Below are 25,071 nucleotides of genomic sequence, written 5' to 3'. Positions count from 1 at the left end.
GAGGTAATGGCGGAGTCTATTTGGCGGGTAGAATATCCGATATCATTGGTTTGATCTTTCTATAGAAACAGGACAAACCAGAAGATAAATATTCTTCTGACGTTTTATCACATGAGTTTCTCATCCTGAATATGGCTCATATTCATAAAAACTTCGCATAAACTCACATTTTTAGGCACAATGGCGCTGATATCATCTTTTTTTGGACTAAAAAGAAAGGGAAAAAGATCCCGGCCATTCTCAAGTTTTCTTGTTTTATCGAGCGATTCAAAGTAGTTGTAGATCTCCGATACCACTGTTTTATGTATTTTACTTTTAACTAAACCATCTCTCTGATATGGGCTTTCATAGTGTCCATAGTACAGTTTTCGAAGATAAAGAATATTTTCCTCTTCGTCTTCATCCATGGGAGACCTGATGAAAGCCATAATTTCATCTGTGCGATCTTGCTTGACGCTGGTAAAAAAATCATTAATACACTGCTGTAACTGAGGTGTGCATTTTCCCTGTGGTTTCGGCCGTTTTACTTCTTCAAACGTGGATTGTTCCGCCGACATGTTCAGCATATCCGTCATGATTTTTTTAAATTCTTCCGGACACGAGGTTTGTTTCACTTCCGCATAAACACAGCGGCCAAAATAACCGGAGTTTTGGGTGTAATTGTATTTTCTGATAGTCAGAACATAGATTCCCGGCGGAGGTTCATACCCTCTGATTTCGGAGGATTCATAGGCAAATTTGAAGTAAATCCCGTTTTTTTTGTTATAACCGATCAGGTTTCCCGCAGCTGCAAAATCGGCGACAGTACACCCATGATCGCAATAGAAGGGGATTTCACCATTAATGAAAAGAAACCAGCCTGCCGGAAAGGTGATTTCGTTTTAGATTGGATTTCTCATGTATTGTCTTCCTTTTCAAAAATTATGATTGTTGTTATGAAGAGTATGTAATGTACTTGTTATATGAATCCAGTGATCACCGCAGAGCTAACATGATTTGGATATTTTCCACGGTAAGAAGACCGGAAGATCACAAGGATTTTCCGGTTTTTTTGTTTATATACCTTTTATATCAACTGCTTTTTAATACTTGTGGATTAAAAACGACTATTTTTTTATCCTTAGTCATCCCACATGGATAAAAGCCTTCTTTATATATATTGAACATTTTTTTCTAATAATGATTCATTTTTATTTCCTAATATATATCTTTGTATAGATAGCATTTTTAACTGATAGTATATATCATCTAAAATTTCAAAATAAAAATCGTCATACTCTGTGTTTATCTTTTTTATCTTGGATTTTCTATAAGATAATATCTTTTCTTCTTGTAAATCACCATATTCTTCGTCAATATCTTCTAAATAATCTTCGGCTTCAGAATAGTTATTTTCTAAGGAAAACTCACCAACGTTATTTTCTATAAGATCTTGCCATACTAAGTATCCATCTGGAAGGTCTTGACTAAATGATAATTTTAGAGATTTATCTTTATCCTCCAATAAAATAACATCAGAAGATAACTGGCCCTTTCCTGATAAAAGGTCATCTAAAAATAAAAAACGCATTGGTTCAGTTACAAACTTCTTATTCAAGCCTTTCATCATTACACTCCTAAAATTGTATTTTACATGTCTAAAGCTATTTGATTACCTATTTTATATATTCCTTTAAAAATATTCTTGGCTCTTATTGTTGTTTCATTCTCATTCCTTTTTTAGACAAATTTTTCCTTCTTTTTAAAATTTTATGATTGTGCTAGAGTGCATCATATATTGAGAATTAAAAGCGGGAAGAACCCACGAGTCTTCCCAGCTTTTTTATTTAGTCAAGTCTTATTGGTTCTTGAAAGTTATTAGAAGAACATTGACCTTTCACTAATGAAATTAGTAAATTATCATCTTCTTTTTTTACAAGAATCGTATAGCTACCTGGCGTTACAAATATTTTTTTCTAGATATATATTCTGAATCATCAGGTTCAAGATCTCCTCCTGTAGTATCTTCTCCTGCACCAATAAATATTTCTCCCGATGGGGATTTTATACATACTTCAATATTAGGGTTTTCTATATTATCAACTAATTCAACAGAATAAACACCATCATCCACTAATTCTAAGAAGGCAATATTACCTTTATTCATTTCATGTAATTCATCATCGGGAATAGACCACCAATCAGGAGTGTCTGTTTTTCTATGTTTTATTGCTTGCAGATCAAATATAGCTAATGTTGCTGTATCTGTTGTGAAAGAAAAAGAACTTTTCATTATATATCATCCTCAAATAAATATTATTTCACTAATTTTATCACCAGCTTTTAACCCTGCTTTTCTGCCCTAATACCGCTCGCTTAAGCAAACTTAGATGAGTCATAATCGGCCTCAGTTTATTGTCTGAGGCCGATTTTTTATGTCTGAGTTTTCTCGTGAACTCCAAGCTACTGCGGAATTTAACTACCCTGAATCCATTGATGCTTTTAGCAAAAATATTCCTCTCGAATGGGTGACTGAAGCGGTCAGGGAAACCGGATGTGCTACCGTGCGAAAACGCCGTTTCCCCGCAGAACAAGCTGTCTGGCTGGTGCTGGGCATTGGTCTCATGAGGAATCGCTCCATTAATGATGTCTGTGACAAATTGGAACTGGCCTTTCCCGATGCCAGGGGAGAGCTACCGTCTTTGGCCTCAAGCAGTATTACTCAAGCCAGACACCGGATTGGGGTTGAGCCGCTGAGGCACCTTTTCCACACCACGGCGACAGCATGGGAAAAAGAAGACACCACTCAGGCGGTCTGTGGGCTGAAAGTCTTGTGTGTGGATGGTACCCAGTTTAAGGGGCCTGAAACCGCCGATAATCAATTACTGGGCTATGCCTCGGGCAAGGCAACATTCCCTTCGGTGTTGGCCGTCACCCTGATGTCCGCCCGCACGCATCTTATTTCCGATGTGGCTTTTGGTCCCATTACCGATAGCGAAATTGCCTACGCCCAGCAGTTAGTCGGCTCAGCCCCGGCGAATACGTTGACCTTGTTTGACCGGGGATTTTTCTCGGCCGAGTTATTGCAGGCCTGGCGGGGAGCCGGGAAGAATACCCATTGGTTAACCCCCATCAAAAAGAAAATGCGTTATGAGGTTATCGAAACGTATAGCCCGTATGACAAACTCATCAAACTGCCTGTATCACCGCAGGCACAGGCGGTTTACCCCCACCTTGGCAAGAGCTGGCAGGCCCGTCTTATCTTGATCCCAGAACCGAACGGTGAAATCAAAGGCTTTATTACGTCAATGGAATGCCCGGAGACCTATCCGCTAAAAGAAATCCTTGAAGTGTATTGGGCGCGGTGGGAAATAGAAGAAGGTTATGGCGAACTCAAACAAAGACAGCTCAATAATACTGCGATCTTGAGAAGTCAGAAGCGTACGGGGATTTATCAAGAATTATGGGGAATATTTATCGCGTACAACCTGGTGCGACTGGAGATGGTTCGTATGGCAGAAGAACACAATGTTGAACCACTGAGGATAAGCTTTATCAATGCACTGCGACTGATACAGGATGAATTTTTATGGTGTTCAGGACGAAGCCCCGGCACGGTTCCCCAGAAACTTAAGGCACTCAGAGCCAATGGGAAACGGCTGATTTTACCTAAAAAGAGAAAACGGCAATCAGTTCCAAGACAAATACTCTACAAAGCACACCGTTATCCCCATAAAAAGAGAACCGCTCGCGCTTAAACGAGCGGTATTAGCTTTTCTGCCCGCGCTTTTTAAAGCACTACCAACACTCTTATTGATAGATTCATTTAACATTTTCAGTCGTTGCGTTGCAGAACCACCGACTATAAGATCAACTGGATGATCAGCATTGAGTTTTGATAAATTTGGTGCCTTACCAAATCTTCTTTCATAACGTTCAGAAATCGCTTTTCTATAATCATTTTGTAATGATGAAATCCTTACATTGTGCGTACCTGGAGACCAAACTAGTACTACAGCCGTATTCACTCTTCTCGATAGGGAATAATCCCATAGAACAGCTTGAATTGATGTTATTTCTTTGTTTTTTGAGTATCAGATAATGCATTGGTTTTACTATTGTTACGGCTGTAGTACTAGGCCGTGTCCCTTAATGTAAATTGGTAGTATTATCATCTAAACGGTTTTCAATATAGGAAAAGATGATGGCACGCTACGACATTCCTGATGACGCATGGATATTGATAGAATCTTGTTTGCCCCTGGTTCATTCAGAACGGGCAGGACGTCCCTATGTTGAACACCGTCGTGTGATGAATGGGATGTTCTGGGTATTGTGCTCTGGAGCACCGTGGCGCGACTTACCGGAACGCTATGGGCCTTGGAAAACGGTCTATAACCGATTTAATCGTTGGTCAAAATCGGGCATTATCAACAAGATATTTAATCGGTTACTGTCCGTTCTGGATGAAAAAGGGTTGATTGACTGGACTGAAATTTGCCTGGATGGTAGCCATATTCGCGCCAGTAAAGAGGCCGCCGGCGCGAAAAAAAACAGCCCGATATCGCTGACGAGCATGCGCTGGGTCGCTCACGCGGTGGTTATGGCACCAAAATCCACCTGGCAACCGACCGAAAGGGTTTTCCCCTCAACCTAATATTGACCGCAGGGCAAGCCCATGAAAGTCAATCCGCCATTCCGTTGCTCGATGGCATTGGCGTCCAACGCAAAAATGGTTTCATGAAACGACGTGGCAAAGCCGTGCTGGCCGATAAAGGTTATTCGGGCGGAAAACTGCGCGGTTATCGTAAGCGTCAACTAAACTACACCTTGCTTATCACTTTTTTCCAGGGCAGTAGTTTTTCCAGATCCGGGGTGGGTTGGCATAACTCATCCAGGCAAGTCATGACATAATCGAAAGGGATCAATCCATTGGCTTTGGCCGTTTCAATGACGCTGTAGAGGATCGCACTGGCTTGTGCACCGCGCGAGGTATGGCTGAACAGCCACGCCTTTCGCCCGATGACAAACGGTTTGATCGCCCTTTCGGCCCGGTTATTGTCGATTGACAAGCGGCCATCCTCACGATAGCGGATCAGTTTTGCCCATTGATTGCTCAGATAAGTGACGGCCTCACCCAGCTTGCTTTTGGGGATCACCTGGGATTGGGTTTTAACCAGCCAGGCCGATAACTTATCCCAGATAGGAAGCGCTTTTTCCTGGCGGATCCGGTATTTTTCTGCCGGGCTTAACTCCTTGATCTGATGCTCGACCCGGTACAGTGACTGGATCAGGCTCAGCGCGATATCGGCTTTGCCCGTTTTGTTTTTTCCCTGCGCCTGCTTCGCTTCCATAAATTTACGACGGGCATGGGCCATGCAACCGACCAGCCGGGCACCGGTCTGCTCATAGCCTTGATAGCCATCCACCTGCAGATAACCTTGGAAACCGGCGAGATAGTCAGCAGCGCAGGTGCCTGAACGGCTGGCCTGGTGGTCATACAGCACAATATTCGGTGTGAGCGCCGCCGGTTCGGGGGTATCAGTGCCCACACAATAGACCCACATGTAATGGGTCGTTTTTTCAGACGTCACCCCCTTCACCGGGGTTTCATCCGCATGGAGAACCGGTTGTTGCAACAGCATTTCCCTGAACCTGGCCACCAACGGCGTAAACAACTGCGCGGATTTTAATATCCAGTCACTCTGGGTCTGGCGGCTGAGGTCAATGCCATACTGTTTGAACACACTTTCCTGACGGTACAGCGGTAACCCATACTGATATTTACTGGTGATAAGCTGGCTGAGCAGGCTGCTGGTCGCCATACCTTTCCTGATGGGCATCGCTGGCAGGGAGGCTTGTTTGACAGGCGTCTGAATGCCGGATTTTTCACATTCACGGCAGGCGTATTTGGGGCGGACATGCTCAACCACCCTGATTTGAGCGGGAATGAACAACAGTTTTTCACTGCGATCTGCCCCCATCTGATGCAACCTGCCGCCACAGCACGCACACTGTTTTTCTTCCTCGGCGATATCATGGAACACGGTTTCGCGCGGTAAATCTTTGGGCAGGGGGTTGCGTGTCGGCTTACGGCGGGGAAGTGTGAGGGTTTCCTGTGCGGCGGCCGTTTCAGCCGGCAGCGCAATTTCTTCCGCTTCGTTAAACAACTCCCCCTGGCCGGGGAACGCTTCCGAGGAAGCCCCAAACCGTTTTTGTTGGGCTAAACGGAACTGCTCTTCCAAAAAGGCCAGCCGCTGCGACTGCTTAATCAGCAGCCGTTTCAGTTCAGCGGGGTCATTGGGCAGGGCATCAATATCAATTTTCATGGGGACATTTTATGCCATCCCCGGCGAAAAAGCGTAATTAATGCCCGTTGGTTTGATGATCATCAAGGGATCAGGCGACATGGCAATCCTGTACGGAGAAGGGCTGGTGCCCGATGACATCATAACCCGATAACAACCCGTGCAGTTGCTGCTCTGTCAGGGTCAGGGAGGCGCTGTTGACGGCGGTGGGCCATTTGAATTTCGCGTTCTCCAGCCGTTTGTACCAGAGCGCAAACCCGGTTTTATCCCAGTAGAGGATTTTGAGTTTATCCCGCTTCTTGTTGCAAAAGAGGAATAACGCGGTTTGCGTCGGAGACAGTTGCATTTCCAGCTCCACCCAGACCGCCAGCCCGTTGATGGATTTTCGGAAGTCGATAAATGAGCGGCACAAATACACCTCCGGCACATCCACAAACATTTTCATGCGGCGAGCCCCCGAATAATCGCAATGATAACATGCTTATCCGTGCCGGCAGGAAAACGCAGTGTGCCATGTGGTGTCTCAAATAAGATGGGGAGTGTGCTGGATGAGGCGGATTTTTTCTGAGCGGTGCTGACTTTAATAAAAGCAGACGGTGAAGCCAGCCCAGACGGCTTGTCTGGTGGATGGGAGGTGCGTTGGCGGTGGTGATAGAACCGGGTTGTCGACACACCGATTTTTTGGCAAAACTGCGGGACAGTCAGTTCGGATTTTTTCTGCTGTTCAAACAGGTCCCGCCACTCGGCTTGAGTAAACCTGGATTGGCTCATGTGAGTTTTTTCCATCATCATAATAGGTGAAACTAGTTTAATCAATGGATTTATCCTGGCTAGGTGGGGTTCCCCGTACGCTTACGGATAATCAGGGCCAGGATCGCTATTCAACGGAAGTAGTGGTGAATGTGAATGGGTCGATGCAGATGCTGGGGAGTCGTGGGGATTCGAAGAGTATGGCACCTCAACAGGCAGGGCATAAGCCAGCACAGAAGCAGCCATCATCTCAACCTGTTAATCAGGAAAGAAAAAAAACGCAGCCGGTACAGGTTTCAGTTTTACCGGAAGAGGATGAAACCGACTGGGATTCGGAGATCCCGTTTTGAGTGGGGTTTTCATCATTAACGCATTGCCCTGTCTCAACAGGGCTTATTTGTATATATGGGTGTTTGTAAATCAACCAATTCTGAATTCCATTTATATATTTAAATTGTTATCAATATCTCAAGTTTATGTAGCCATTCATCAAATAATGGGCACTTTTCTCTCATCTTAGGGATGCCTATTTTCTCGGCAATAGCGATTCCAGTTGTGGTTTTGGCAAATACTCCATTCGCTGACCATTTTCCCAATCTCTTTGAAGGCGCTGTTTGTGGGCTATTGTTAATAGATTCCGGTTCCCTGCATTCCTGAAGTACTTGCTCCACTTCTTGTTCATCAATATTCAATTCATTGGCAAGTATCTCTTTGTCACTAAAGAGTAAAGCTTCAAATTCATGCATAACAATGTATGGGATAAAACGTTCATCAACTCTCTGTGCTGGCAGGAATTGACGAACTTCATTTTGTGTTGAAAGATGCAGATGCTCGGCTATTTGTTTTGGTTCCCAATGTCTATTTAACGTCTCTAATCCCGGCCATTCATTGGTGCCGTAATAATCAATAAATGTGGTCACATAGGTCGTTGGACGTTGTTTAAGATGCATCTCAATGTCTTTCTTGACTCTTGAAAAACGCACATCTCCGCCTTTTTGTCCAGGCTTAGACACCTGAGTTGCAGAGATGAAAATCATTTTCTCAGCCAGATAAGGTTGAAGCATTTTTTCAATAAAAATTTGTTCTGTTTTACCTTCAACTATGGCCATGACTTCGATGTAATTACTCATAAGTTGGCCCTCCGGCGATGACGTTCTTAGCCCATAATTCACCCAGTGAATAGTTTTCGAGCCATTGAGAAAAATCTTCCTCATTTAAACGTTCAAAGCTTGAAGCCCCCTTTTTACGATTTACGATGACAATATCTGCGGCGGAGAATTGATCGATTAAAATAGGGGATTGAGTGGCGATAATAACTTGGGTACGCTGAGCCGCTTGTTGGATTAACTCTGAAAGGATCACAATAGCCGCAGGGTGCAGACCCAGCTCAGGTTCATCAATAATAATGGTCGATGGCGGATTTGGTTGTAATAATGCGGTTGCCAGACAAATAAAGCGTATTGAACCATCTGATAGATGATAAGGCTGCATCGGATAATCTGAGCCTTTTTGCGTCCAGCTAATGTTAACTTCTTCTTTTGAACCGCTTTGGCGAGGTTCCAGAATGAAGTTATCAAAGAAAGGGGTGACTAATCTGATTGCATTTACAATTGATTTGTATTCATTTGGAGCATCATTTTTAAGTTTTAATAAGAACGCTCCAATGTTAGACGCATCTGTACGTAATGTTTTGTTATCCTGGATGATTTCATATTTCCGCATTCCGGCTGTAGCACTGGTATCGTGAAAATGATAAATCTGCCAGGAAGCTATGGCATCATATACAGGTTTGGAATATGGCGCATCAGCGGAATTGTTCTCGATTTCAGCAACCATTCTGGATCGGCCATCGTCGCTGTCCCCCAATAACCACCACTGGGAAGCGCTTTTTTTGTAATAACGGGCTTCATCTTCAATAGCACAACTGTCTGCTGGCGTGGGGACTAGTTTAAAGCGGAATCCTCTGTCACCGAAGCGGGTATCAAACTCCATTTTTTGCGTGACCTTATTGCCATTAAAAAGTAAATCGCTTGCACCACCACTATCGCGTACATAGCGATTTAATGTGCCGTCTATTAATGCCCGCAGCATTTTAAAAAAGGAGATCAAATTGCTTTTACCTGCGCCGTTAGCGCCAACAATTACGTTTAAGCTTTTAAGTTCAAATTCATTAAGCTCATGGATTGATTTAAATCCTTTAATCGTGAGCTTGTCTAAAGACGTAGTCATATCGCCTCCTTTGAAATGCTTTACTTCGGTATCAGACAAGGGGATAACTATTGATGATAAATCATGCATCAGGGCAGTTATATTTAATGTTAACATAACCCGCTGATGGCCGGGGCACTATTCTCTGAATCAAATGTTTCTTTGGTTATGATTACCGTTAGAGATAAGCACTTTCAACTTCAGTTTTGGTATTGTTGAATAAAGCGATGTATCAAATATGCAGGGAAGCTGAATTGACGACGGCTAATAACTTAATTTTACTGATTAAACTTACTCGTTCGATTATTGAATTAGATAACGTAATTCGTTAAAGTAAAAAAGCTATCGGCAAAATCCGATAGTGAGGAATCTCAGGCCTCGTAAGATCAACCCACTGGTAGGATGTTTCTGCCAGTGTGCCTGCTCTCGCCCTCTCAATGGCGGTTCAGGCAGGGGAGGCTTCGGCCTCGCCGGATTGGTTGATCTCCGGTACCTGAGAATCCCTGTCTTGAATCGCCACCAATAATCAAAAGAAGGGGAAGCAGGTATGACGATGACTCACTCTCAACAAGACTGGCACCCAGCCGAAATTATTTGTGCATTACGCAAACGTGGTACAACACTCGCCGCGGTTTCCCGCGAAGCCGGATTAAGCTCCTCGACCCTCGCCAACACCCTGTCCCGCGCCTGGCCAAAAGGGGAATGGATCATTGCGAACTACCTCGACGTGCATCCCGCTGAAATCTGGCCGAGCCGTTATTTTGACCAGAATGGTCAGTTGATTGAGCGTGCGGCGCGCAAAGCAGTTTCAGCAGATTCTTCAGAGCAATAAGCGGTAACGTTTTTATTTTCCCAAAGGCAGTTCCAGTTGTTGATTGAATAAATCCTGTTATTTCCTGCACAGTCAAGGGGATTTTATTGCCGGGCAGGAATAACAGGAATGAAAATAACAGTATTTATGGGCGTCTTGGCCATTATCCTGACGGGTTGTCATGCCCCGTCAAAACAACCGCAATCTCAGCGTACTCCCGAAAACACGGTTTCAGTCACGCCGATCACACGTAATATTCAGCCCGTCTTACCTGATATTTATCAACCACCGCCGGAGGTTGTCCGTTATGGCCGTTATCTGCTGGTCAGCATTGACCCGACAGCCGCGCAGCGTGATCCGCTTGCCCAACTGATCGATATTCATATTCCAGTTTCTCAGCATCCCACGGTTTTTGATGCCCTGCGTTATGTGTTACGTCAGTCGGGTTACACGTTATGTGCGCCTGAAAAAAACAATGATATTTTATACCGCCAGTCATTGCCGTCGGTACACGCCCAGTTAGGCCTTGTCCGGTTGCGTACAGCTTTGCAGATTATGGCAGGTCCGGCCTGGCAACTGGAAGTGGATAAGGTGCAACGTGTGGTTTGCCATCACTTGCGGCCGGGCTATCAGCTCCCACACCCTCAGCCGGGAGGTCGTTGATGAGATTAAACCGAATCGGTCTGGTGGCGTGCGTACTGCTAAGTGGTTCAGTATGGGCAGCCACACCGTCACCGTTAACGTCGCAGCCGGTGCAATCGGTGGAAAGCGACAAACAGTCCCTGAAAATCCAGGCTGAACAATGGGGATTGCGTGCGGATGAATATCAGCGTTACCAGCAATTACTTAAGGGCCCCAGGGGCATTCAGTCACCGGGGCTTGACCCGCTGACGACGTTGGGTATTGAAGCTGAAAGCGAGGCGGAACGCCGCCGTTATGCTGAGCAGTGGGTCAAAGCGGAATTTGCCCGCACTGAAAAAGAATTGCGCTTCCAGCGTGAAGTGGATGCGGCCTGGCAGCGATTATTTCCGAGTGTGTTGCCGGTCAATATGGAAAAATCCGGTGAGGCAAAGGGGCGTCTGGCGTTGTTTGTCAAAATCAACGATTGCCCGCCGTGTGACGCCCGTTTAGCAGAAGTTCTGGCATTGATGCAACCGATTGACATTTATCTGGTCGACAGCAAGGGCAATGATGACACACTACGGCAATGGGCCAAAAAACACCGTATCCCCGTTGAACGGGTACGCAACCGACACATCACATTGAATCATGATGCGGGGTACTGGTTCCGGTTTGGGCAGGGCATCATGCCGGTTTTATTGCGGCAGGGAGAGCAGGGATGGCAGATCACATCATTATGAAACGGCTGAGTGTATTTCCCGTTATCAGCCTGTTATGGATAAGTGCCTGCCATGCTGAATTGAACATCATTGCAGATTTAGGCGGCAAAGATGCCTCGCCTTTTTATGAAAGCATTAATGCTGAGCAACGCGATGAGCCTGTGTCATCGGTGCAAAATTCCTCACCCGAAATGGCAGGTGAAGCGGCGATGTTGCCTGTCAAAACACCGGAGCTGATGCCGGGAAAAGTGTCAAGCAGACCACTGCAATTGCCGGGAATTGGGGCACTGTTTCTGATTGGGGATGATCCCGGTTCACGCCGGTGGTTAAGCCAGAATGCGGCCACCTTGACGAAACTGCAAGCTGTGGGTCTGGTCGTCAATGTCAGGGAAATGGCGGGTTTGCAGTCACTGCGGGCATTGGCACCGGATTTATTGTTATCGCCTGCTTCCGGCACCGAGCTGGCTCGTCGATTGCAACTGCAACATTATCCGGTGTTGATCACGGAAACTCAACTTTCCCAACAGTTGTCACCATGAGCCGCCGTTATGTGGTTGAAGCCCTGCTGCGTCCTGCCGTCGAGCTGAATACGGCGCTGGTCTCCGCCGTTGCGGCATTTGTTTGTTTCCGGGCACCCTGGGCCATTGCATTGGCACCCTCCGTCAGTTATGTCATGGGTGGCGGGTTTGCCGTTCTGGCGATACTGCGCCTGTGGCAGGGCATGCAGGTTATCCGCTATCGCCGGAATCTGCGCCGCCTGCCGCGTTACCAGATGAGCACAAAGCACATTCCCGTCAGTCACCGACAATTGTTTCTGGGCCGGGGATTTCGCTGGCAGCAGAAGCATACCCAGCGTTTGCAGGATACGCGGCGACCGGAAGTCGAGCGATTCGTACAATCGTCCCGGATATATCAGTTTGCCCGCGCACTGGAGCGCCGAACTGAATACCGTTGGCCGACATTATCTGCGCTATTACGCAAAGACTCGCCATTTAATCCGGTACGCCCGCTGCCGCCTGTGGGTGGCAATCCGGCTATCCACGGGATTGAACCGCAGGAGGCGGACATGTTTATGGATCTGCGCGAGCGGGTCGGGCATACGCTGGTGATGGGGACTACCCGTGTGGGGAAAACCCGGCTGGCTGAACTGCTTATCACACAGGATATCCGGCGCGGTGAAGTGGTGATTGTGTTTGATCCCAAAGGGGATGCTGACCTGTTAAGACGGATCTGGGCTGAAGCACACCGCGCGGGTCGCGGCAATGAACTGTCCCTCTTTCATCTGGGCTGGCCGGGGATTTCAGCCCGTTATAACGCCGTCGGACGGTTTGGTCGGGTATCCGAAGTGGCTTCCCGTCTGGCGGGGCAGCTCAGCGGGGAAGGCAACAGCGCCGCGTTCCGTGAATTTGCCTGGCGGTTTGTCAATATTGTTGCCCGTGCTTTGGTGGCTCTGGGGCACCGGCCGGATTACCAGCTTATCACCCGCTACGTCAATAATATCAGCGAACTGTATCAACGCTATGCCACCCGAATGATGGAAGAAAGACAGCCGGATCTGCTGGCGCAAATCAGTCATTCCCTCAGCAAACTGAAAGAAAAAGACATTCCGCGCAATATGCAGGGGCAACCCGATGCCCTCCGGCTCTGGGCGATGGAAATGACGCTGAGTTCTGACGCAGGCAAGCAACTCTATGACCCGATTCTGGATGGTCTGCGTTCTGCCGTGCGTTATGACCGTACCTATTTTGATAAAATTGTCGCGTCCTTATTGCCGCTGCTGGAAAAACTGACGACAGGCAAAATTGCCGAACTGTTATCGCCGGATTACCTCAATATGGCGGATCTACGGCCCATCTTTGACTGGGAGCAGGTGATCCGCAAAAACGGGATTGTTTATATCGGGCTGGATGCGCTGTCTGACAGCGATGTGGCCTCGGCGGTGGGCAACAGTATGTTTGCGGATTTGGTGAGTGTCGCCGGACAGATTTATAAATATGGCATGAATGCCGGCTTGCCGGTTCGTCATGATGGTAAGCTGGCGATTAATCTGCATTGTGATGAATTCAACGAATTGATGGGCGATGAGTTTATCCCGCTGATCAATAAAGGCGGCGGGGCAGGGATGCAGGTGACGGCGTATACCCAGACCTCCTCCGATATCGAAGCCCGTATTGGCAGCCCGGCCAAAACCGCGCAGGTGGTGGGCAACTTCAATACCCTGATGATGCTGCGGGTGCGGGATAACCGGACGGCTGAACTGCTCACCAGCCAGCTGCCGGAAGTGGAAATCTACAGCAAGACCCTGGTCTCCGGGCATTCGGATATTGCCGATGTGGAACAGGGACAGGATTTCACCTCTTCCACACAGGACAGGGTAGGCACCGTCAAAACGCCGCTGATCACCCCGGCCGAAATGATTAACCTGCCGAAAGGGCAGGCGTTCGCGTTACTGGAGGGTGGACAGTTGTGGAAAATCCGCATGCCTTTGCCTACGGGGGATGACGATGATGTCCTGATGCCGGCCAATTTGCAGAAAATTGCCGAACAGATGCGCAGGTACTACCGCACCAGTGAATCTTGGTGGGAAGAGAAGGGGTAGTTACCGCACATGGCACAGTCAGAAAACCATTCCCGCCCATCTTCCCAACCGCCCCGCAAGCATGGTTTGTTGTATCGTGTGTTATGGGAATGGCCGTGGCAACTCATTGGGTTTATGGCGATGTCCTGGCTATTCAGCCTGTTACTGGAATATCTTGGTATGGCTTTTTTCTGGCCGGAACAGGGTGCCACTCATAGTCAGAATATGATGAAGGCAGAGCTTAACTATCTCTCCTCAGAATTTACCCGAAGCCTGTTGCTGTCAGAACCCTCACAAACCGTTTCGGCAGGGTTGGCGCAAGCCTATCAATGGCTGTTTGTGGACAGTGGTTTTATGGGCTGGGTTCAGGGACAGTCGCAATACCAGTTCAATAGCCGCAATGATTTTATGCGTGAATTCAATACGGTATTACATGGCATATCGGGGCATTTGCGGGAGTATTGGCTGGCCACGGTGTTTATCACGATGGGGATGTTGACCCGGATAGCCATTCTGCTGTTATCCGTCCCCTTGTTTGTGATGGTGGTGATAGTTGCACTGGTTGACGGGCTGGGACGGCGGGATTTACGGCGTTATGGTGCAGGGTATGAATCCAGTTTTGTTTACCATCATGCAAAACGGGGGATAAAACCGGCCTGCACTGTTCCCTGTGTACTGTATTTATCGTGGCCGGATGTGGTGTATCCTACGGTGATATTGTTGCCTGCGGCGATAGTGCTGGGCATGGCGATTGTGATAACAACATCCATGTTTAAGAAATATTTGTAAGTGCGCTGGATGCTGGAGTGCAAAACATTTTTTGTTTTGTACTCCAGCGTCAGCAGACAAGCCGCCCCGCGGCGCGTCAGTCTTTCAGGCTAATGCTGGTATTTTGACGGTGCATTCACCACCTGCGTCATCCATTCAAACCAGTCACACGCTTTACAGATACGGTTATCCTGCTTCGGGTCAAAATAGTAGTGATGATGCGAAATATCTTCACAATACCCGACAAACGGCTGATCGATACGGTGTAACTGAATAGTCGCCGCTTGCTCTCTGGACGCAGGAAAAAACGCGCCGCCGATTTCTGCAAACAGTTCGGTATCATCTTGCTGCACGCCACAGTGTTCGCAGTGGTTTATCCAGTGCTGACGGCTTTGCGCAGGGTATGGTGAAAGCCGGGCAGCACGTTACGCACGAGAGTGGGAATATCGGCGATATAAAATAAAAATGCCGGGCTGTCCTGTTCTGTGTAGCTCATTTCAGTACTGATATCATCTTCATCGTCATCATCATTTTCCAGCATCTTATGCCCGGCTGGCAGCATAAACGCGGTCACCGTGGTGGATTCATGACAGTGCGGGCAGGCTGTTTGAGTCTGGGTGAGATACCAGTATTCAGCATGCACATTGTAGAACGGCAACCAATTCATAAACGGCGTCGGGTCAATGCTGTTGTCGATATACCAGATTTGTTCGACGGCATCCCAGTGCGCACCCAGCTTCCGTGCCTGCTCGTATTCCTCATCAGGGACGCTTAAATCAATCCGCAGCATGTGTTTTCCTTCATTATTAAGTTTTGGCTGAATAAGTTAGCCAGACTATTTAGCTAATTTTCATCAAAGCATAAAGGGTTTATTGCTGATCTGCCCTGAAAAACCCCGCATCCTCGATTACCTGAATTCCATGACGAGGTGAATGTTTATGCACGGTTGCTTTTCCCTGTCCCGTTCTGCCTGTCTGCTGAGTCTGATCCTGGTGTGTGTACCGCTTGCGCAGGCTGCCGAGAAAGACGAACTGGCGAGTGCAAAGCGTTTGATTGAGCAGGTACAGATAGCACTGGAGCGCGCAAGCCTCGCTGAAAAGCAGGCTGACATCCCAACACCTCCTCGTTATGACTTTGATTACCTCCGTATCAAAGCGGATCTCAGCACCATCAAAGCCGGTATCGATCACTATCTGACCCCTTCCCGCGCCCAGCAGCAGGGATCAGGCAGTGTATCCGGTCATTACCGTCAGGAACATCCGCAATGACGGAGGCACAACGCATTGCCTTTACCGTGGCCTCGGGGCACTTTGATATCACCTTTTTGTATCTGGTCTGCGTCGGATTTTTCTTAGCCACCCTGTTTCTTTGGGCGGCCTGGGCCGCAGTGGATGTCTGGAACGGCTGGGCGAATGAAAAAGTACGTAATCAGACGATAAGCCAGTTTGCTATGCGAACCGCCATCTTACTGGTGGTCGCGGTCTGGATGTTTGCCAGCTGATGCAACGAACATAATGAAAAAGGAATGAATTGAACATGAAGCCAATTTTTACCGTTTGCCGTCGTATCAGTGCGAATCTGATAACCAGAATAAGTACCGTTTTTTTGCTGTCCGGTCTTTTCTGTCAATCCGCCTGGGCCGATTTGCCGGCTATCGAACCGCCAAAAAGTGGTGGCGGGGGCGGATTACTGGGACAGGTGAAGGGCTATGCCCAGGATGGTATTGTGATTGGCGGGCTGATCCTTTCGGCAGTGGCGTTTTTTAAGGTCGCCTCGGCGGCGGTTGAAACCTTTTCGGAAGTGCGGGACGGCAAAGCCACCTGGACACAGTTTGGCTCCATTATCGTGGTCGGCGTGGTGCTATTGGTTGCGGTGATTTGGTTGCTGGCGAAATCGGCCGGCATTATCTTTTGAGGTACCGCTGATGCAGACGATCCCGTTTTTACCCGATCGCTTAAATGCCGAACCGGTCGTATTCCGGGGATTCACCACACCGGAAATGGGGCTGACCGCTTTGCTGAGGCTGGCATTCGGGTTGATGGTGAGCCTTCCTTTTATCCCGTTAGCCGGCTGGGTCATGATACCGACGGGTATGCTGTTCATGCCCTTGTTATTGATTAGTTTTGGCGGTCGCTGGCTCGCTCAGCTTAAGCGCGGCAAACCGGAAAATTATCTCTGGCTGAAGCTGGAAGAGAAAAAACGCCGGCTGGGCATCGGTGATCCGGCATTGATTATTGCGGCTCAGGGTTGGTCGTTGCGCCGAAGCAGTCTGTCTCATCGTAACGGGAGCCTGCGATGAGCCGGTTTCGTCATGCGCTGAAAAACCGTGACCAGCATATCCTGACCCTGCGGCTTGCCTGCGGGGTGCTGGTACTGGTCTTGCTGATTACGCTCACGGGCTGGATGGCCTCACCGCGTAGTCTCACCATCCATAATCCACCGGACTTACGCAGCGGCAGCACCCGCCCGTGGTGGGAAGTGCCTGCGCCGAGTGTCTACAGTTTTGCGTTTTATCTTTTCCAGCAACTGAACGCCTGGCCGAAAAACGGGGCACAGGACTACCCGGCTAAAATTGCGGCTTTGTCGCCTTATCTGACCCCCGCCTGTCAGGATTTTTTACGGGAAGATGCTAAAACCCGGGCCGACAGTGGTGAACTGCTCGACCGGGTGCGGGTGGTGTATGAAATTCCCGGCCGGGGTTACGAGACGAAAAGTGTGACGGTGCGTAACCGGGATAACTGGGTGGTGCGGCTGGATTTGGTGGCCGATGAATATTATCACGCCGAGCCAGTGAAACGGGCATTGGTGCGCTATCCCCTGAAAGTGGTGCGCTGGGAGGGGGATGCGGAGCGTAACCCCTTCGGGCTGGCGCTGGATTGTTACGACGGGATGCCACAGCGTCTGGAAGCCATGCCGCAACCTGTGGAAGAGAAAAAGGGTGTGTTCCAATGAAAAGATATCCATCTTGCTCTTCTGCCTGTTTTTGGCTGGGATTGGTCAGCCTCGTGCTGTTCAGCCTCGGTGCAAAGGCTGATGAACTGATGAAATGGGAACGCATTCCGCTATCCATTGCCCTCAAGGTAGGTCAGGAGCGGATTATTTTCGCAGACAGAAATGTCCGTGTTGGTTTGTCTCCGTCACTCAGCGATAAACTGCGGGTGCAGAGCGCAGGCGGGGCGGTTTACCTGAAAGCCAGCCAATCTTTTCCGTCTACCCGTCTGCAATTGCAGGACAGTGAAAACGGCGAAATTATCTTACTGGATATCACCGCCACCAAAATGGGGTCAACGGAACCCGTCCGCATTCTTTATCCGGATGAAAAAAATTCTGCCCCAAAAGAGGGGTCACCGTATCAGAGAAAATCAGCACTTTCGGCTCCCGCGCCTGTGATATTAACCCGCTATGCCGCTCAGCAGCTTTATGCCCCGCTGCGTACCGTCGAGCCGGTTACGTGGATCCACCCGGTCAGTCTGCATTTACCCGAATCTATCACGACACTCTACCCTTCAGAACCGATTGCGGTTTCCCCGCTGGCCGGCTGGGGCGTGCAAAATTACACCGTGGTAGCCCTGAAACTGCGCAATACGGCTAAGCGCAATATCACGCTTGACCCACGGGCTTTGCAGGGACAATTTGTCTCGGCGACGTTTCAGCATCGCTGGCTGAGCGAAGCCGGGACACCGGAAGATACCACCGTGCTGTATCTTGTGACCCGAGGACAGTCGGATAATGCTTTTATCCCTGAGCCGGTAGCGGTGAAACCGGGAGGCCGTCATGCAGGTTAAATCCAACAGTCTGGTGAAAATGCTGGTGCCGGCGGTGTTGGTTCTCGGCGGGTTTATCGGGATGAAAAGTTGCAGTTCAACCGACACTACCGCGCCCGATACGCCACCCAACAATGTCCTGGCCACATTGTCACCGGAGGAGTTACAGGCGCTGGGTGTCGGTGGCGATACGCCGGAAGATACCCTGCGAACGCTGGTGGGAACGCTCAATAACGTGCGGGCAGAGCAAAAGCGTTTAGGTCAGCAGAATGCCGATATCCTGAAAGAAAATGACCAGTTAAAGCATCAGCGTCAGGATGTCGCCGGTCAGATAGACGCGGCGGTGGCAGCTATCCGGCAGGACGATGAACAGCGCCGGCGTGAATTACAGGATGAACAGCAGGGATTGCTTGCACAGATTGATTTACTGACGGAACGCTTAAATTCAGCGCCTTTGTCTGCGCCGGACAGTCCGATACCACTTGGGTCGGGAAGTATTCCGTATTCTGCCAATTCAGGCTCAGGGCAGAATGAACTTATCTGGATAACACCCGCCGATGAAAAGCCCGCAGACATACAAACCCCCGGCAGTGGAAAAGCCACGGCGCAGTTCCCGACCTCATTTTTAAGTGAACAGCTCGCCGCCGGGCAAAGTAAGCCCCAAAGCCCTTCGCTTCAAAACCCGTCAAAGGAAGAAAATGAACAGCCGGTCTATACCCTGCCTGAAAATGCCACGTTAGTGGGCAGTCAGGCGATGACCGCGTTATTAGGCCGGGTTCCCGTGAATGGCACGGTGACTGACCCCTATCCGTTCAAAATCCTTATCGGCAAAGACAACCTGACCGCCAATGGTATTGAACTGCCGGCGGTGGAAGGGGCGGTGGTATCCGGTTCGGCCAGCGGCGACTGGACGCTTTCCTGCGTGCGCGGTCAGGTTAATTCCATTACCTTTGTTTTTCAGGATGGCACGGTGCGTACCCTGCCGGGCAGCGGGCAAAACAACAATACCAGCGCGAACGGCATCGGCTGGCTGTCCGATGAAAACGGCATTCCCTGTATCAGCGGTGAGCGCAAATCCAACGCCGCCACCTATCTGCCGACCCTGTTTGCGCTCTCGGCCATGCATTCGGCCGGCGATGCCCTGAGTGAAAGTCAGCGTACCGCCCAGACCAGTGGCACCGGCGGTATCACCACCGCGCTAACGGGCAATGCCGGACAGGCGGCATTAGGCAAAGCGATGGCCGGCGGCATGAATGACCTGAGTGAATGGCTCAGACAGCGCTACAGCCAGACGTTTGATGCGGTTTACGTCCCGCCCGGTGCCCGTGTTGTGGTGCATATCACACAACGCCTGGCGATTGATTATGAAACGAAAGGACGTAAGGTGCGCTACGGCGTGCGTGAGACCACCCAACGTGACAATCAGGAAGCATTAGATTAATGGAAAATACCTCTTCTCAGTGGATATTCAGTGCGGGTTCCCCGTATTGCCTGCAAGTGTCGGTGACGTCACGGGCTGAACCCGCACAGGTACAGCTTTACTGGCGTACAGTGCGCAAAAAAGCGTGCCGGTTGTATCTTTCAGCGGCAGAGAATGTCAGCCATGTTGGGACGGTGATTTTACCGTCTTTCCCTGGACGCAGACGCAGTGGCAGGCCGTGGTTGAAACAAAAGAAAGCGCAGAGCCTGAACAGTGGGAACGGCTGCCCTTTACTTTATCGGAACTGGCGGTACACCCTGAATTTGCCACCTTTACCGCCATCGGCACGACGGAGACCGAACCATGCGGAAACTAAGCCCCTGTTTAGTGTTAAGCTTAATCGGACTGCTGGCCGGCTGTGCGACCTCGAAAGAGACCTTACTCCCTGCCGGGGAGCAGACGGTGCTGGCGATGTGGCAGGGGAACAAGGTCGGTCATGCTACTGTATCGGCAAGGGAAACATTGCGCCGGACGTTAACCCCCGCCGAACGGCGCAGGGCACTGGAAGCACCTTATCATTACAGCCGTTCAGCGGCACAGGAAATCAGCCAGCAATTTCCCCGCTTACCCAACCCCGATATGGTGATGTATGTTTTTCCGCATCTGGTCGCCGGCAATACGCCGATACCGGGCTACAGCACGGTGTTCCCGTTTTACAGCCAAGTACAATATGCCCTGCCGGGTGAACGCACGGAGGCACTGTAATGGAAAAACCCAAGGCACTGAACCGTCCCGGTAAATTGCGTGAGGCGGATGAAACTACTATTTACCATGCAAACCCTTCCATCATCGATTACCTGCCCTGGGTGGAATATCTGGAAAAAGAACAATGCCTGCTGCTGGATGACGGGATTTCCGTCGGGGCGGTCTACCGGATTGACCCCATCGCCACGGAAGGGCGCCCGGTTGCGCGGTTGCTTGAAATCCGGGATCAGCTGGAAGATGCGATCCAGGACAGTCTGGAAGAAGACGATATTTCGCCGTGGGTGGTGCAGTTTTTTTGTCAGGATGAAGATGATCCTGCTGACTATCTCAACACCTTGCGGGGCTATGTGAAACCCTGGGCACAGGGCACAGCCTTTACTGACGCCTTTTTGTCTGAATCGGAACACCACCTGACCAGCATTGCCCGGCCTGACGGGATATTTCAGGACAGCTTAATCACCGGGCAGCCGTGGCGGGGCCAGCAGCGCCAGACCCGTATGGTGGTTTACCGATGGCTTCCGGTCACGCGAAAATCCCGCCATGACAACCAAACCTTACCGGCTGTTGCCGCCCTCAATCAGGTCTGCGAACGGCTGGTCTCATCACTGGCAGCGGCCGGTGTCGTGGCCCATAGGCAAAACGGGGAGCAGATCCATAACTGGCTGTTGCGTCATTTTAATCCGGCGCCGGACTGGGGGATGGCAAAAGCCGATTTTTACCGTACTGTGGGTTACGAACCTCCCAGGCCGCCTGATCTCCCGGTTAATAATGATTTTCGCCGAAAGTTTATGGTTTAACCCGCCGGTGTCTGATCCTGAGACCGGTGTCTGGTGGTTTTGACGGACTGCCCCATAAAGCGGTGCCGGTTGAGCGCCTGCGCCGTCCACCAGAACCGGGAACACTGACAGGCGAAGTGAAACGGGGCGACAATATCAATGCCCTGATGGATATGATGCCGGCAGGGACGGTAGTTTCCCTGACCATTGTGGCACAGGCACAGGACAGGCTGGAAGAGGACTTTACCCAGCTTTCAAAAAATGCGGTGGGAGAAAATACCGAATCGCTGCGCGTCCGGCAGGATGTGCAGGAAGTCAAAGAGTTGCTGGGGCGACGGCATAAACTGTACCGCAGTGCGCTGACTTTTCTGGTGCGGGGCAAGGATCTGGATGATATCAACCACCGGGTGCATCAGTTATCCTCCACCCTGCTGACAGCCGGATTACAGCCCGTCCGGCCGGAATTCAGTGTGTTACCGCTGAATGCCTACTTACGGGCACTGCCGATGTGCTTTAACCCGCAGAAAGACAAAAAACATGGGTACAGCCGCCTGACCTGGGTACAGCATCTGGCCGGGTTATTGCCGGTGACAGGCCGTTCGACCGGCACCGGGCATCCGGGGTTCAGTTTCTTTAACCGGGGCGGCTCCCCACTGACCTTTGATCCGATGAACAAACAGGATCGTACTCAGAATGCCCATTTATTGCTGTTTGGTCCGACCGGGGCGGGAAAATCCGCCACCCTGTGTGCTTCGCTTATCCAGCTGATGGCCATCCACCGTCCACGTCTGTTTATTGTTGAAGCCGGCAACAGTTTTGGTTTACTGGCCGATTACTATGAAAGTCTGGGGCTGACGGTCAATAAAATCGGTATCAGACCGGGTTGTGGCGTCAGTCTGGCACTGTTTGCCGATGCCCATCAACTGCTGCAACTGAGTCCTGAGCAATTGCGCATTAACGAAGCCGATATCCCCGATACCGATGAACAACAAGAAGAGGAGGGGGATGAACAGCGCGATATTCTGGGCGAGATGGAAATTGCCGCCAGACTGATGATCACCGGTGGTGAAAAAAGAGAGGAAGAGCGCCTGACCCGCTCTGATCGTGGTCTTATTCGTGAAGCCATTATGATGGCAGCCCAGATCAGCTTCGACGAGGCGCGTCAGATGGTGGCGTCAGACTTACAAAATGCGCTTTATGCCATTGCCCGTAATCACCAGCAGGATGAGCATGGCCAGCCGTTAATCACCGCCCACCGGCGGGCACGGGCGGATGAAATGGCCAGCGCCATGTCAATGTTTACACAAGGCTTTGAGGGTGAACTGTTTAACCGCCCCGGTACGCCGTGGCCGGAAGTGGATGTCACCCTGATTGATTTGGGCACACTGGCACGGGAGAACTACTCGGCGCAAATGGCACTGGCGATGGTCTCGCTGATTAACAAAGTCAATAACCTCGCCGAACGGGATCAATATCAGGACCGCGAACTGCAACTGGTCATTGATGAAGGGCATATCACTACCACCAACCCGCTGTTATCACCCTATATGACCAAGGTAGTGAAAATGTGGCGTAAACTGGGTGCCTGGCTGTGGCTAGCCACCCAAAACCTGGCGGACTACCCCGATACCGCTGAAAAGATGCTGAATATGGCGGAATGGTGGCTGTGCCTGACCATGCCGCCGGATGAAGTGGAGCAAATCGCCCGGTTTAAAAAGCTGACTGAAGAGCAGAAAGCGGTGCTGCTCTCTGCCAGTAAATTACCCCGTTGTTATACCGAAGGCGTGGTGCTGGCAAAGAAAATCGAAGCCTTGTTCCGGGTTGTTCCGCCAAGCCTATATCTGGCGCTGGGCATGACAGAAAAAGAAGAAAAAGCCGAACGGCGGGCATTGATGCGGGAACATCAGTGCAGTGAACTGGCGGCGGCGGTATTGGTGGCCAGAAAAATGGATGTGGCGCGGTGGTTAAAGGTTGATACAGGGAGATAAAGTAACTCTATTTTTTATTATTTATCAGGATATTAAGTGGTGTATGGGATATGCCATTTATTATAGCCAAAAAATGATGAACATATCATTCTGAGAATTATCCATTAATTTTATCCTTATCCAAGAGCAGCACTTTTTGTAAAATACAGCGCACCATAAACAGAAATTCCTTTGCGTAATGGTTCATAAAAATCATCAATCTTGGCCCATTCGATGATTTGCTTTGATTTGGACATTAATCAAAATGGAAGAATAGGCGTAGTTTATTTTAATCTGACTGACTCTTTTGTGGTTTTATATAGAGTGGCTTTCATGTTCAGAGTAATTATGTGATAAATGTATATTAGCACTGAGGATTTAAAAAATCACATATGGTTATAATAAGTATAATGTGATTTTATACTCAAAATGTTATCTTTTTTGCTTATAGTCAAGAAAGTTTTTAATGCCATATTATAACGATATTTTTCCTCTGTTTATTTTTGGGGTTTACTGAGAATGAAATCTATTTTTTATTTTATTTCATGTTATATTCCTATCATGGATACATATAAGTCATGTATTCATTTTAGTTTTTTATGAAACAAAGATAAAATTCATTATGTTTATTAAATTTGCTAATTAAAATGAGAGGTTATTATGAGAAAACAAGCTTGGGCACCTCCATTTACATGGGGACCATGGGTTGATTTAGCTGAACATGTAGGACCTTATGCATATACTGTTTCATTTGATACTATTTCTTCAGCACCTTCATCATTTGATGTTGAAATTGAATATGCATCGAATTCAGGAATGATACCCGTGAGCACTATGGGGCCAGGTTCGTATACGATTAGAGGTAATGATGGTGCCGGTACAGATCGCATACGTTTCAAAAGTCATTCAGTGGGACAAACAATAGAAGTCACATACTAATAATTATTGATATCAGTTAATTATTAGTGTTGTTACCTTATGGCTTCTTTACTAAAAAAGAAGCCATAGCTTTATATTAATTTAGTGTATTAACTATCTCATTGAGTATCGAATTTGATTCAACGGCTTGATTAAATCCATGTTCAGTGTGAATTTTATTAACTGTATAAATATCTTTGAATATAGGTTTTCCGTTAAAGAAAACGGATACTTTCTTTCCTATGCTTTTTTCCCAGAATAGATTAAATGGTTCGCTGCAATCAGTATTATTCTTTATTTTGATGAAAATGGCATTGCTGTTTTCTTTTGGAATGAAGTTTTCTATACATGATTGAGATAAGTGAAATGCAGAGCCATCGGTTTTATAATCCAGAGAAAAGGATTTTTTCACTGAAACGCAACCTGAACTAATTATTACCAACATTGATAGTATACTTATTAATAGTTTCATCTTTATTCACCTATTGTTGCAGTGCATTTGCACTATGATTACCAATGAAAGCGTTCATATTCGCAAATTTATAATAAGATTATAGGCGTATTGATCTTACAATCCATATTTATATTGTCGTGCTTTAACGGTTCAAGACATCCCGAGAGCCTGTTGACCCGATAGTAATCACGTAAAAACCTTGAGAAAATGTTTTAAGATCGGACATCTCATGATGTATTTTGTATATCTATTTGCTTCCCTTTGG

29 protein-coding genes and 2 pseudogenes are annotated in these 25,071 nt (G+C 48.5%); 20 read left to right on the top strand and 11 right to left on the bottom strand.

Annotation, left to right across the window (positions count from 1 at the left end):
* Nucleotides 1-107: 107 nt before the first annotated feature.
* From XPG1_RS19005 to XPG1_RS11845, 3 genes are all read right to left on the bottom strand, one after another.
* A complete protein-coding gene (locus XPG1_RS19005) occupies nt 108-575 on the bottom strand; it encodes a hypothetical protein (RefSeq protein ID WP_231853010.1) in 468 nt (155 codons plus the stop codon).
* Nucleotides 576-1,150: 575 nt separating this feature from the next.
* Nucleotides 1,151-1,609 carry a hypothetical protein gene (locus XPG1_RS11850; protein WP_157879485.1) on the bottom strand — a complete coding sequence of 153 codons (459 nt, stop codon included), beginning with the start codon at nt 1,607-1,609 and terminating at the stop codon, nt 1,151-1,153.
* Nucleotides 1,610-1,939: 330 nt separating this feature from the next.
* A complete protein-coding gene (locus tag XPG1_RS11845; protein ID WP_366300576.1) occupies nt 1,940-2,272 on the bottom strand; it encodes a DUF6386 family protein in 333 nt (110 codons plus the stop codon).
* A 142-nt stretch (nt 2,273-2,414) separates the two neighbouring features.
* Between XPG1_RS11845 and XPG1_RS11840 the strand changes: the two genes are divergently transcribed.
* Both XPG1_RS11840 and XPG1_RS11835 read left to right on the top strand, forming a co-directional pair.
* Complete coding sequence (locus tag XPG1_RS11840; RefSeq protein WP_045959251.1) at nt 2,415-3,737, top strand: IS4 family transposase; 1,323 nt, start codon at nt 2,415-2,417, stop codon at nt 3,735-3,737.
* A gap of 446 nt (nt 3,738-4,183) precedes the next feature.
* A pseudogene (locus XPG1_RS11835) lies at nt 4,184-4,791 on the top strand (IS5 family transposase); the annotation flags it as partial.
* 11 nt (nt 4,792-4,802) lie between these two features.
* Here XPG1_RS11835 and tnpC read toward each other — a convergent pair.
* From tnpC to tnpA, 3 genes are all read right to left on the bottom strand, one after another.
* Entirely contained in the window at nt 4,803-6,308 is a 1,506-nt protein-coding gene (gene tnpC / locus XPG1_RS11830) for an IS66 family transposase (protein WP_045957449.1), read from the bottom strand.
* Between the two features lie 70 nt (nt 6,309-6,378).
* Nucleotides 6,379-6,732: an IS66 family insertion sequence element accessory protein TnpB gene (gene tnpB, locus XPG1_RS11825; RefSeq protein ID WP_012986901.1), complete on the bottom strand. Its 354-nt coding sequence runs from the start codon at nt 6,730-6,732 to the stop codon at nt 6,379-6,381.
* A complete protein-coding gene (gene tnpA / locus XPG1_RS11820) occupies nt 6,729-7,058 on the bottom strand; it encodes an IS66 family insertion sequence element accessory protein TnpA (RefSeq protein ID WP_231853008.1) in 330 nt (109 codons plus the stop codon). The genes tnpB and tnpA overlap by 4 nt, the downstream gene beginning before the upstream one ends.
* Before the next feature lie 44 nt (nt 7,059-7,102).
* Here tnpA and XPG1_RS11815 point away from each other — a divergent pair, with 44 nt between their 5' ends.
* Nucleotides 7,103-7,387, top strand: coding sequence for a single stranded DNA-binding domain-containing protein (locus tag XPG1_RS11815; RefSeq protein ID WP_436286811.1), 285 nt, complete (start codon nt 7,103-7,105; stop codon nt 7,385-7,387).
* Between the two features lie 99 nt (nt 7,388-7,486).
* On the opposite strand, the gene XPG1_RS11810 is transcribed toward XPG1_RS11815, so the two are convergent.
* Both XPG1_RS11810 and XPG1_RS11805 read right to left on the bottom strand, forming a co-directional pair.
* Nucleotides 7,487-8,167 carry a DUF4276 family protein gene (locus XPG1_RS11810; protein ID WP_045959249.1) on the bottom strand — a complete coding sequence of 227 codons (681 nt, stop codon included), beginning with the start codon at nt 8,165-8,167 and terminating at the stop codon, nt 7,487-7,489.
* The gene (locus XPG1_RS11805) at nt 8,160-9,266 is read right to left on the bottom strand and encodes an AAA family ATPase (RefSeq protein ID WP_045959248.1); all 1,107 of its coding nucleotides are present in this window, start codon (nt 9,264-9,266) and stop codon (nt 8,160-8,162) included. The genes XPG1_RS11810 and XPG1_RS11805 overlap by 8 nt, the downstream gene beginning before the upstream one ends.
* Before the next feature lie 526 nt (nt 9,267-9,792).
* Between XPG1_RS11805 and XPG1_RS11800 the strand changes: the two genes are divergently transcribed.
* From XPG1_RS11800 to XPG1_RS11775, 6 genes are all read left to right on the top strand, one after another.
* Nucleotides 9,793-10,077, top strand: coding sequence for a helix-turn-helix domain-containing protein (locus XPG1_RS11800; protein WP_045959247.1), 285 nt, complete (start codon nt 9,793-9,795; stop codon nt 10,075-10,077).
* 108 nt (nt 10,078-10,185) lie between these two features.
* The gene (gene pilL2 / locus XPG1_RS11795; RefSeq protein WP_045959246.1) at nt 10,186-10,719 is read left to right on the top strand and encodes a PFGI-1 class ICE element type IV pilus protein PilL2; all 534 of its coding nucleotides are present in this window, start codon (nt 10,186-10,188) and stop codon (nt 10,717-10,719) included.
* Complete coding sequence (locus XPG1_RS11790; protein WP_045959245.1) at nt 10,719-11,417, top strand: TIGR03759 family integrating conjugative element protein; 699 nt, start codon at nt 10,719-10,721, stop codon at nt 11,415-11,417. Before pilL2 ends, XPG1_RS11790 begins: the two co-directional genes overlap by 1 nt.
* Nucleotides 11,396-11,935, top strand: coding sequence for an integrating conjugative element protein (locus XPG1_RS11785; protein ID WP_045959244.1), 540 nt, complete (start codon nt 11,396-11,398; stop codon nt 11,933-11,935). The genes XPG1_RS11790 and XPG1_RS11785 overlap by 22 nt, the downstream gene beginning before the upstream one ends.
* Complete coding sequence (gene traD, locus XPG1_RS11780; protein ID WP_045959243.1) at nt 11,932-13,995, top strand: type IV conjugative transfer system coupling protein TraD; 2,064 nt, start codon at nt 11,932-11,934, stop codon at nt 13,993-13,995. The genes XPG1_RS11785 and traD overlap by 4 nt, the downstream gene beginning before the upstream one ends.
* Nucleotides 13,996-14,004: 9 nt before the next feature.
* Nucleotides 14,005-14,763, top strand: coding sequence for a TIGR03747 family integrating conjugative element membrane protein (locus XPG1_RS11775; RefSeq protein ID WP_045959242.1), 759 nt, complete (start codon nt 14,005-14,007; stop codon nt 14,761-14,763).
* A gap of 89 nt (nt 14,764-14,852) precedes the next feature.
* On the opposite strand, the gene XPG1_RS18995 is transcribed toward XPG1_RS11775, so the two are convergent.
* Entirely contained in the window at nt 14,853-15,095 is a 243-nt protein-coding gene (locus XPG1_RS18995) for a hypothetical protein (protein WP_231853007.1), read from the bottom strand.
* 20 nt (nt 15,096-15,115) lie between these two features.
* Entirely contained in the window at nt 15,116-15,532 is a 417-nt protein-coding gene (locus tag XPG1_RS18990) for a DUF5710 domain-containing protein (RefSeq protein WP_231853006.1), read from the bottom strand.
* A gap of 148 nt (nt 15,533-15,680) precedes the next feature.
* On the opposite strand from XPG1_RS18990, the gene XPG1_RS11765 reads away from it, so the two are divergent.
* The 11 genes and pseudogenes from XPG1_RS11765 to XPG1_RS11715 all read left to right on the top strand — a co-directional run bounded on the left by XPG1_RS11765 (nt 15,681) and on the right by XPG1_RS11715 (nt 24,373).
* Entirely contained in the window at nt 15,681-16,010 is a 330-nt protein-coding gene (locus XPG1_RS11765; RefSeq protein WP_045959241.1) for an integrative conjugative element protein, RAQPRD family, read from the top strand.
* Nucleotides 16,007-16,243 carry a TIGR03758 family integrating conjugative element protein gene (locus tag XPG1_RS11760; protein ID WP_045959240.1) on the top strand — a complete coding sequence of 79 codons (237 nt, stop codon included), beginning with the start codon at nt 16,007-16,009 and terminating at the stop codon, nt 16,241-16,243. Before XPG1_RS11765 ends, XPG1_RS11760 begins: the two co-directional genes overlap by 4 nt.
* A gap of 35 nt (nt 16,244-16,278) precedes the next feature.
* Nucleotides 16,279-16,656 (top strand): TIGR03745 family integrating conjugative element membrane protein, encoded by a 378-nt coding sequence (locus XPG1_RS11755; protein WP_045959239.1) that lies wholly within the window; start codon nt 16,279-16,281, stop codon nt 16,654-16,656.
* 10 nt (nt 16,657-16,666) lie between these two features.
* Nucleotides 16,667-17,041, top strand: a complete 375-nt coding sequence (locus XPG1_RS11750) for a TIGR03750 family conjugal transfer protein (RefSeq protein ID WP_045959238.1) — start codon at nt 16,667-16,669, stop codon at nt 17,039-17,041.
* Nucleotides 17,038-17,694, top strand: coding sequence for a PFL_4703 family integrating conjugative element protein (locus XPG1_RS11745; protein ID WP_045959237.1), 657 nt, complete (start codon nt 17,038-17,040; stop codon nt 17,692-17,694). Before XPG1_RS11750 ends, XPG1_RS11745 begins: the two co-directional genes overlap by 4 nt.
* A complete protein-coding gene (locus XPG1_RS11740) occupies nt 17,691-18,527 on the top strand; it encodes a TIGR03749 family integrating conjugative element protein (RefSeq protein WP_045959236.1) in 837 nt (278 codons plus the stop codon). The genes XPG1_RS11745 and XPG1_RS11740 overlap by 4 nt, the downstream gene beginning before the upstream one ends.
* On the top strand, nt 18,517-19,947 hold the full coding sequence (locus tag XPG1_RS11735; protein WP_045959235.1) for a TIGR03752 family integrating conjugative element protein: 1,431 nt from the start codon (nt 18,517-18,519) through the stop codon (nt 19,945-19,947). Before XPG1_RS11740 ends, XPG1_RS11735 begins: the two co-directional genes overlap by 11 nt.
* A gap of 124 nt (nt 19,948-20,071) precedes the next feature.
* Complete coding sequence (locus XPG1_RS18985; protein ID WP_231853005.1) at nt 20,072-20,302, top strand: hypothetical protein; 231 nt, start codon at nt 20,072-20,074, stop codon at nt 20,300-20,302.
* Nucleotides 20,290-20,691, top strand: coding sequence for a TIGR03751 family conjugal transfer lipoprotein (locus XPG1_RS11725; protein ID WP_045959234.1), 402 nt, complete (start codon nt 20,290-20,292; stop codon nt 20,689-20,691). Before XPG1_RS18985 ends, XPG1_RS11725 begins: the two co-directional genes overlap by 13 nt.
* Nucleotides 20,691-23,455 (top strand): annotated as a pseudogene (locus XPG1_RS11720) (conjugative transfer ATPase). Before XPG1_RS11725 ends, XPG1_RS11720 begins: the two are co-directional and overlap by 1 nt.
* A 639-nt stretch (nt 23,456-24,094) precedes the next feature.
* A complete protein-coding gene (locus tag XPG1_RS11715) occupies nt 24,095-24,373 on the top strand; it encodes a colicin Z C-terminal domain-related protein (protein WP_045959233.1) in 279 nt (92 codons plus the stop codon).
* A 76-nt stretch (nt 24,374-24,449) separates the two neighbouring features.
* On the opposite strand, the gene XPG1_RS11710 is transcribed toward XPG1_RS11715, so the two are convergent.
* On the bottom strand, nt 24,450-24,824 hold the full coding sequence (locus XPG1_RS11710; RefSeq protein ID WP_045959232.1) for a hypothetical protein: 375 nt from the start codon (nt 24,822-24,824) through the stop codon (nt 24,450-24,452).
* Nucleotides 24,825-25,071 lie beyond the last annotated feature (247 nt).

It is taken from the genome of Xenorhabdus poinarii G6, from assembly GCF_000968175.1.
In the GTDB taxonomy this organism is placed as follows: Bacteria; Pseudomonadota; Gammaproteobacteria; order Enterobacterales; family Enterobacteriaceae; genus Xenorhabdus; species Xenorhabdus poinarii.
This window is presented reverse-complemented; position numbering and strand designations above follow the sequence as displayed.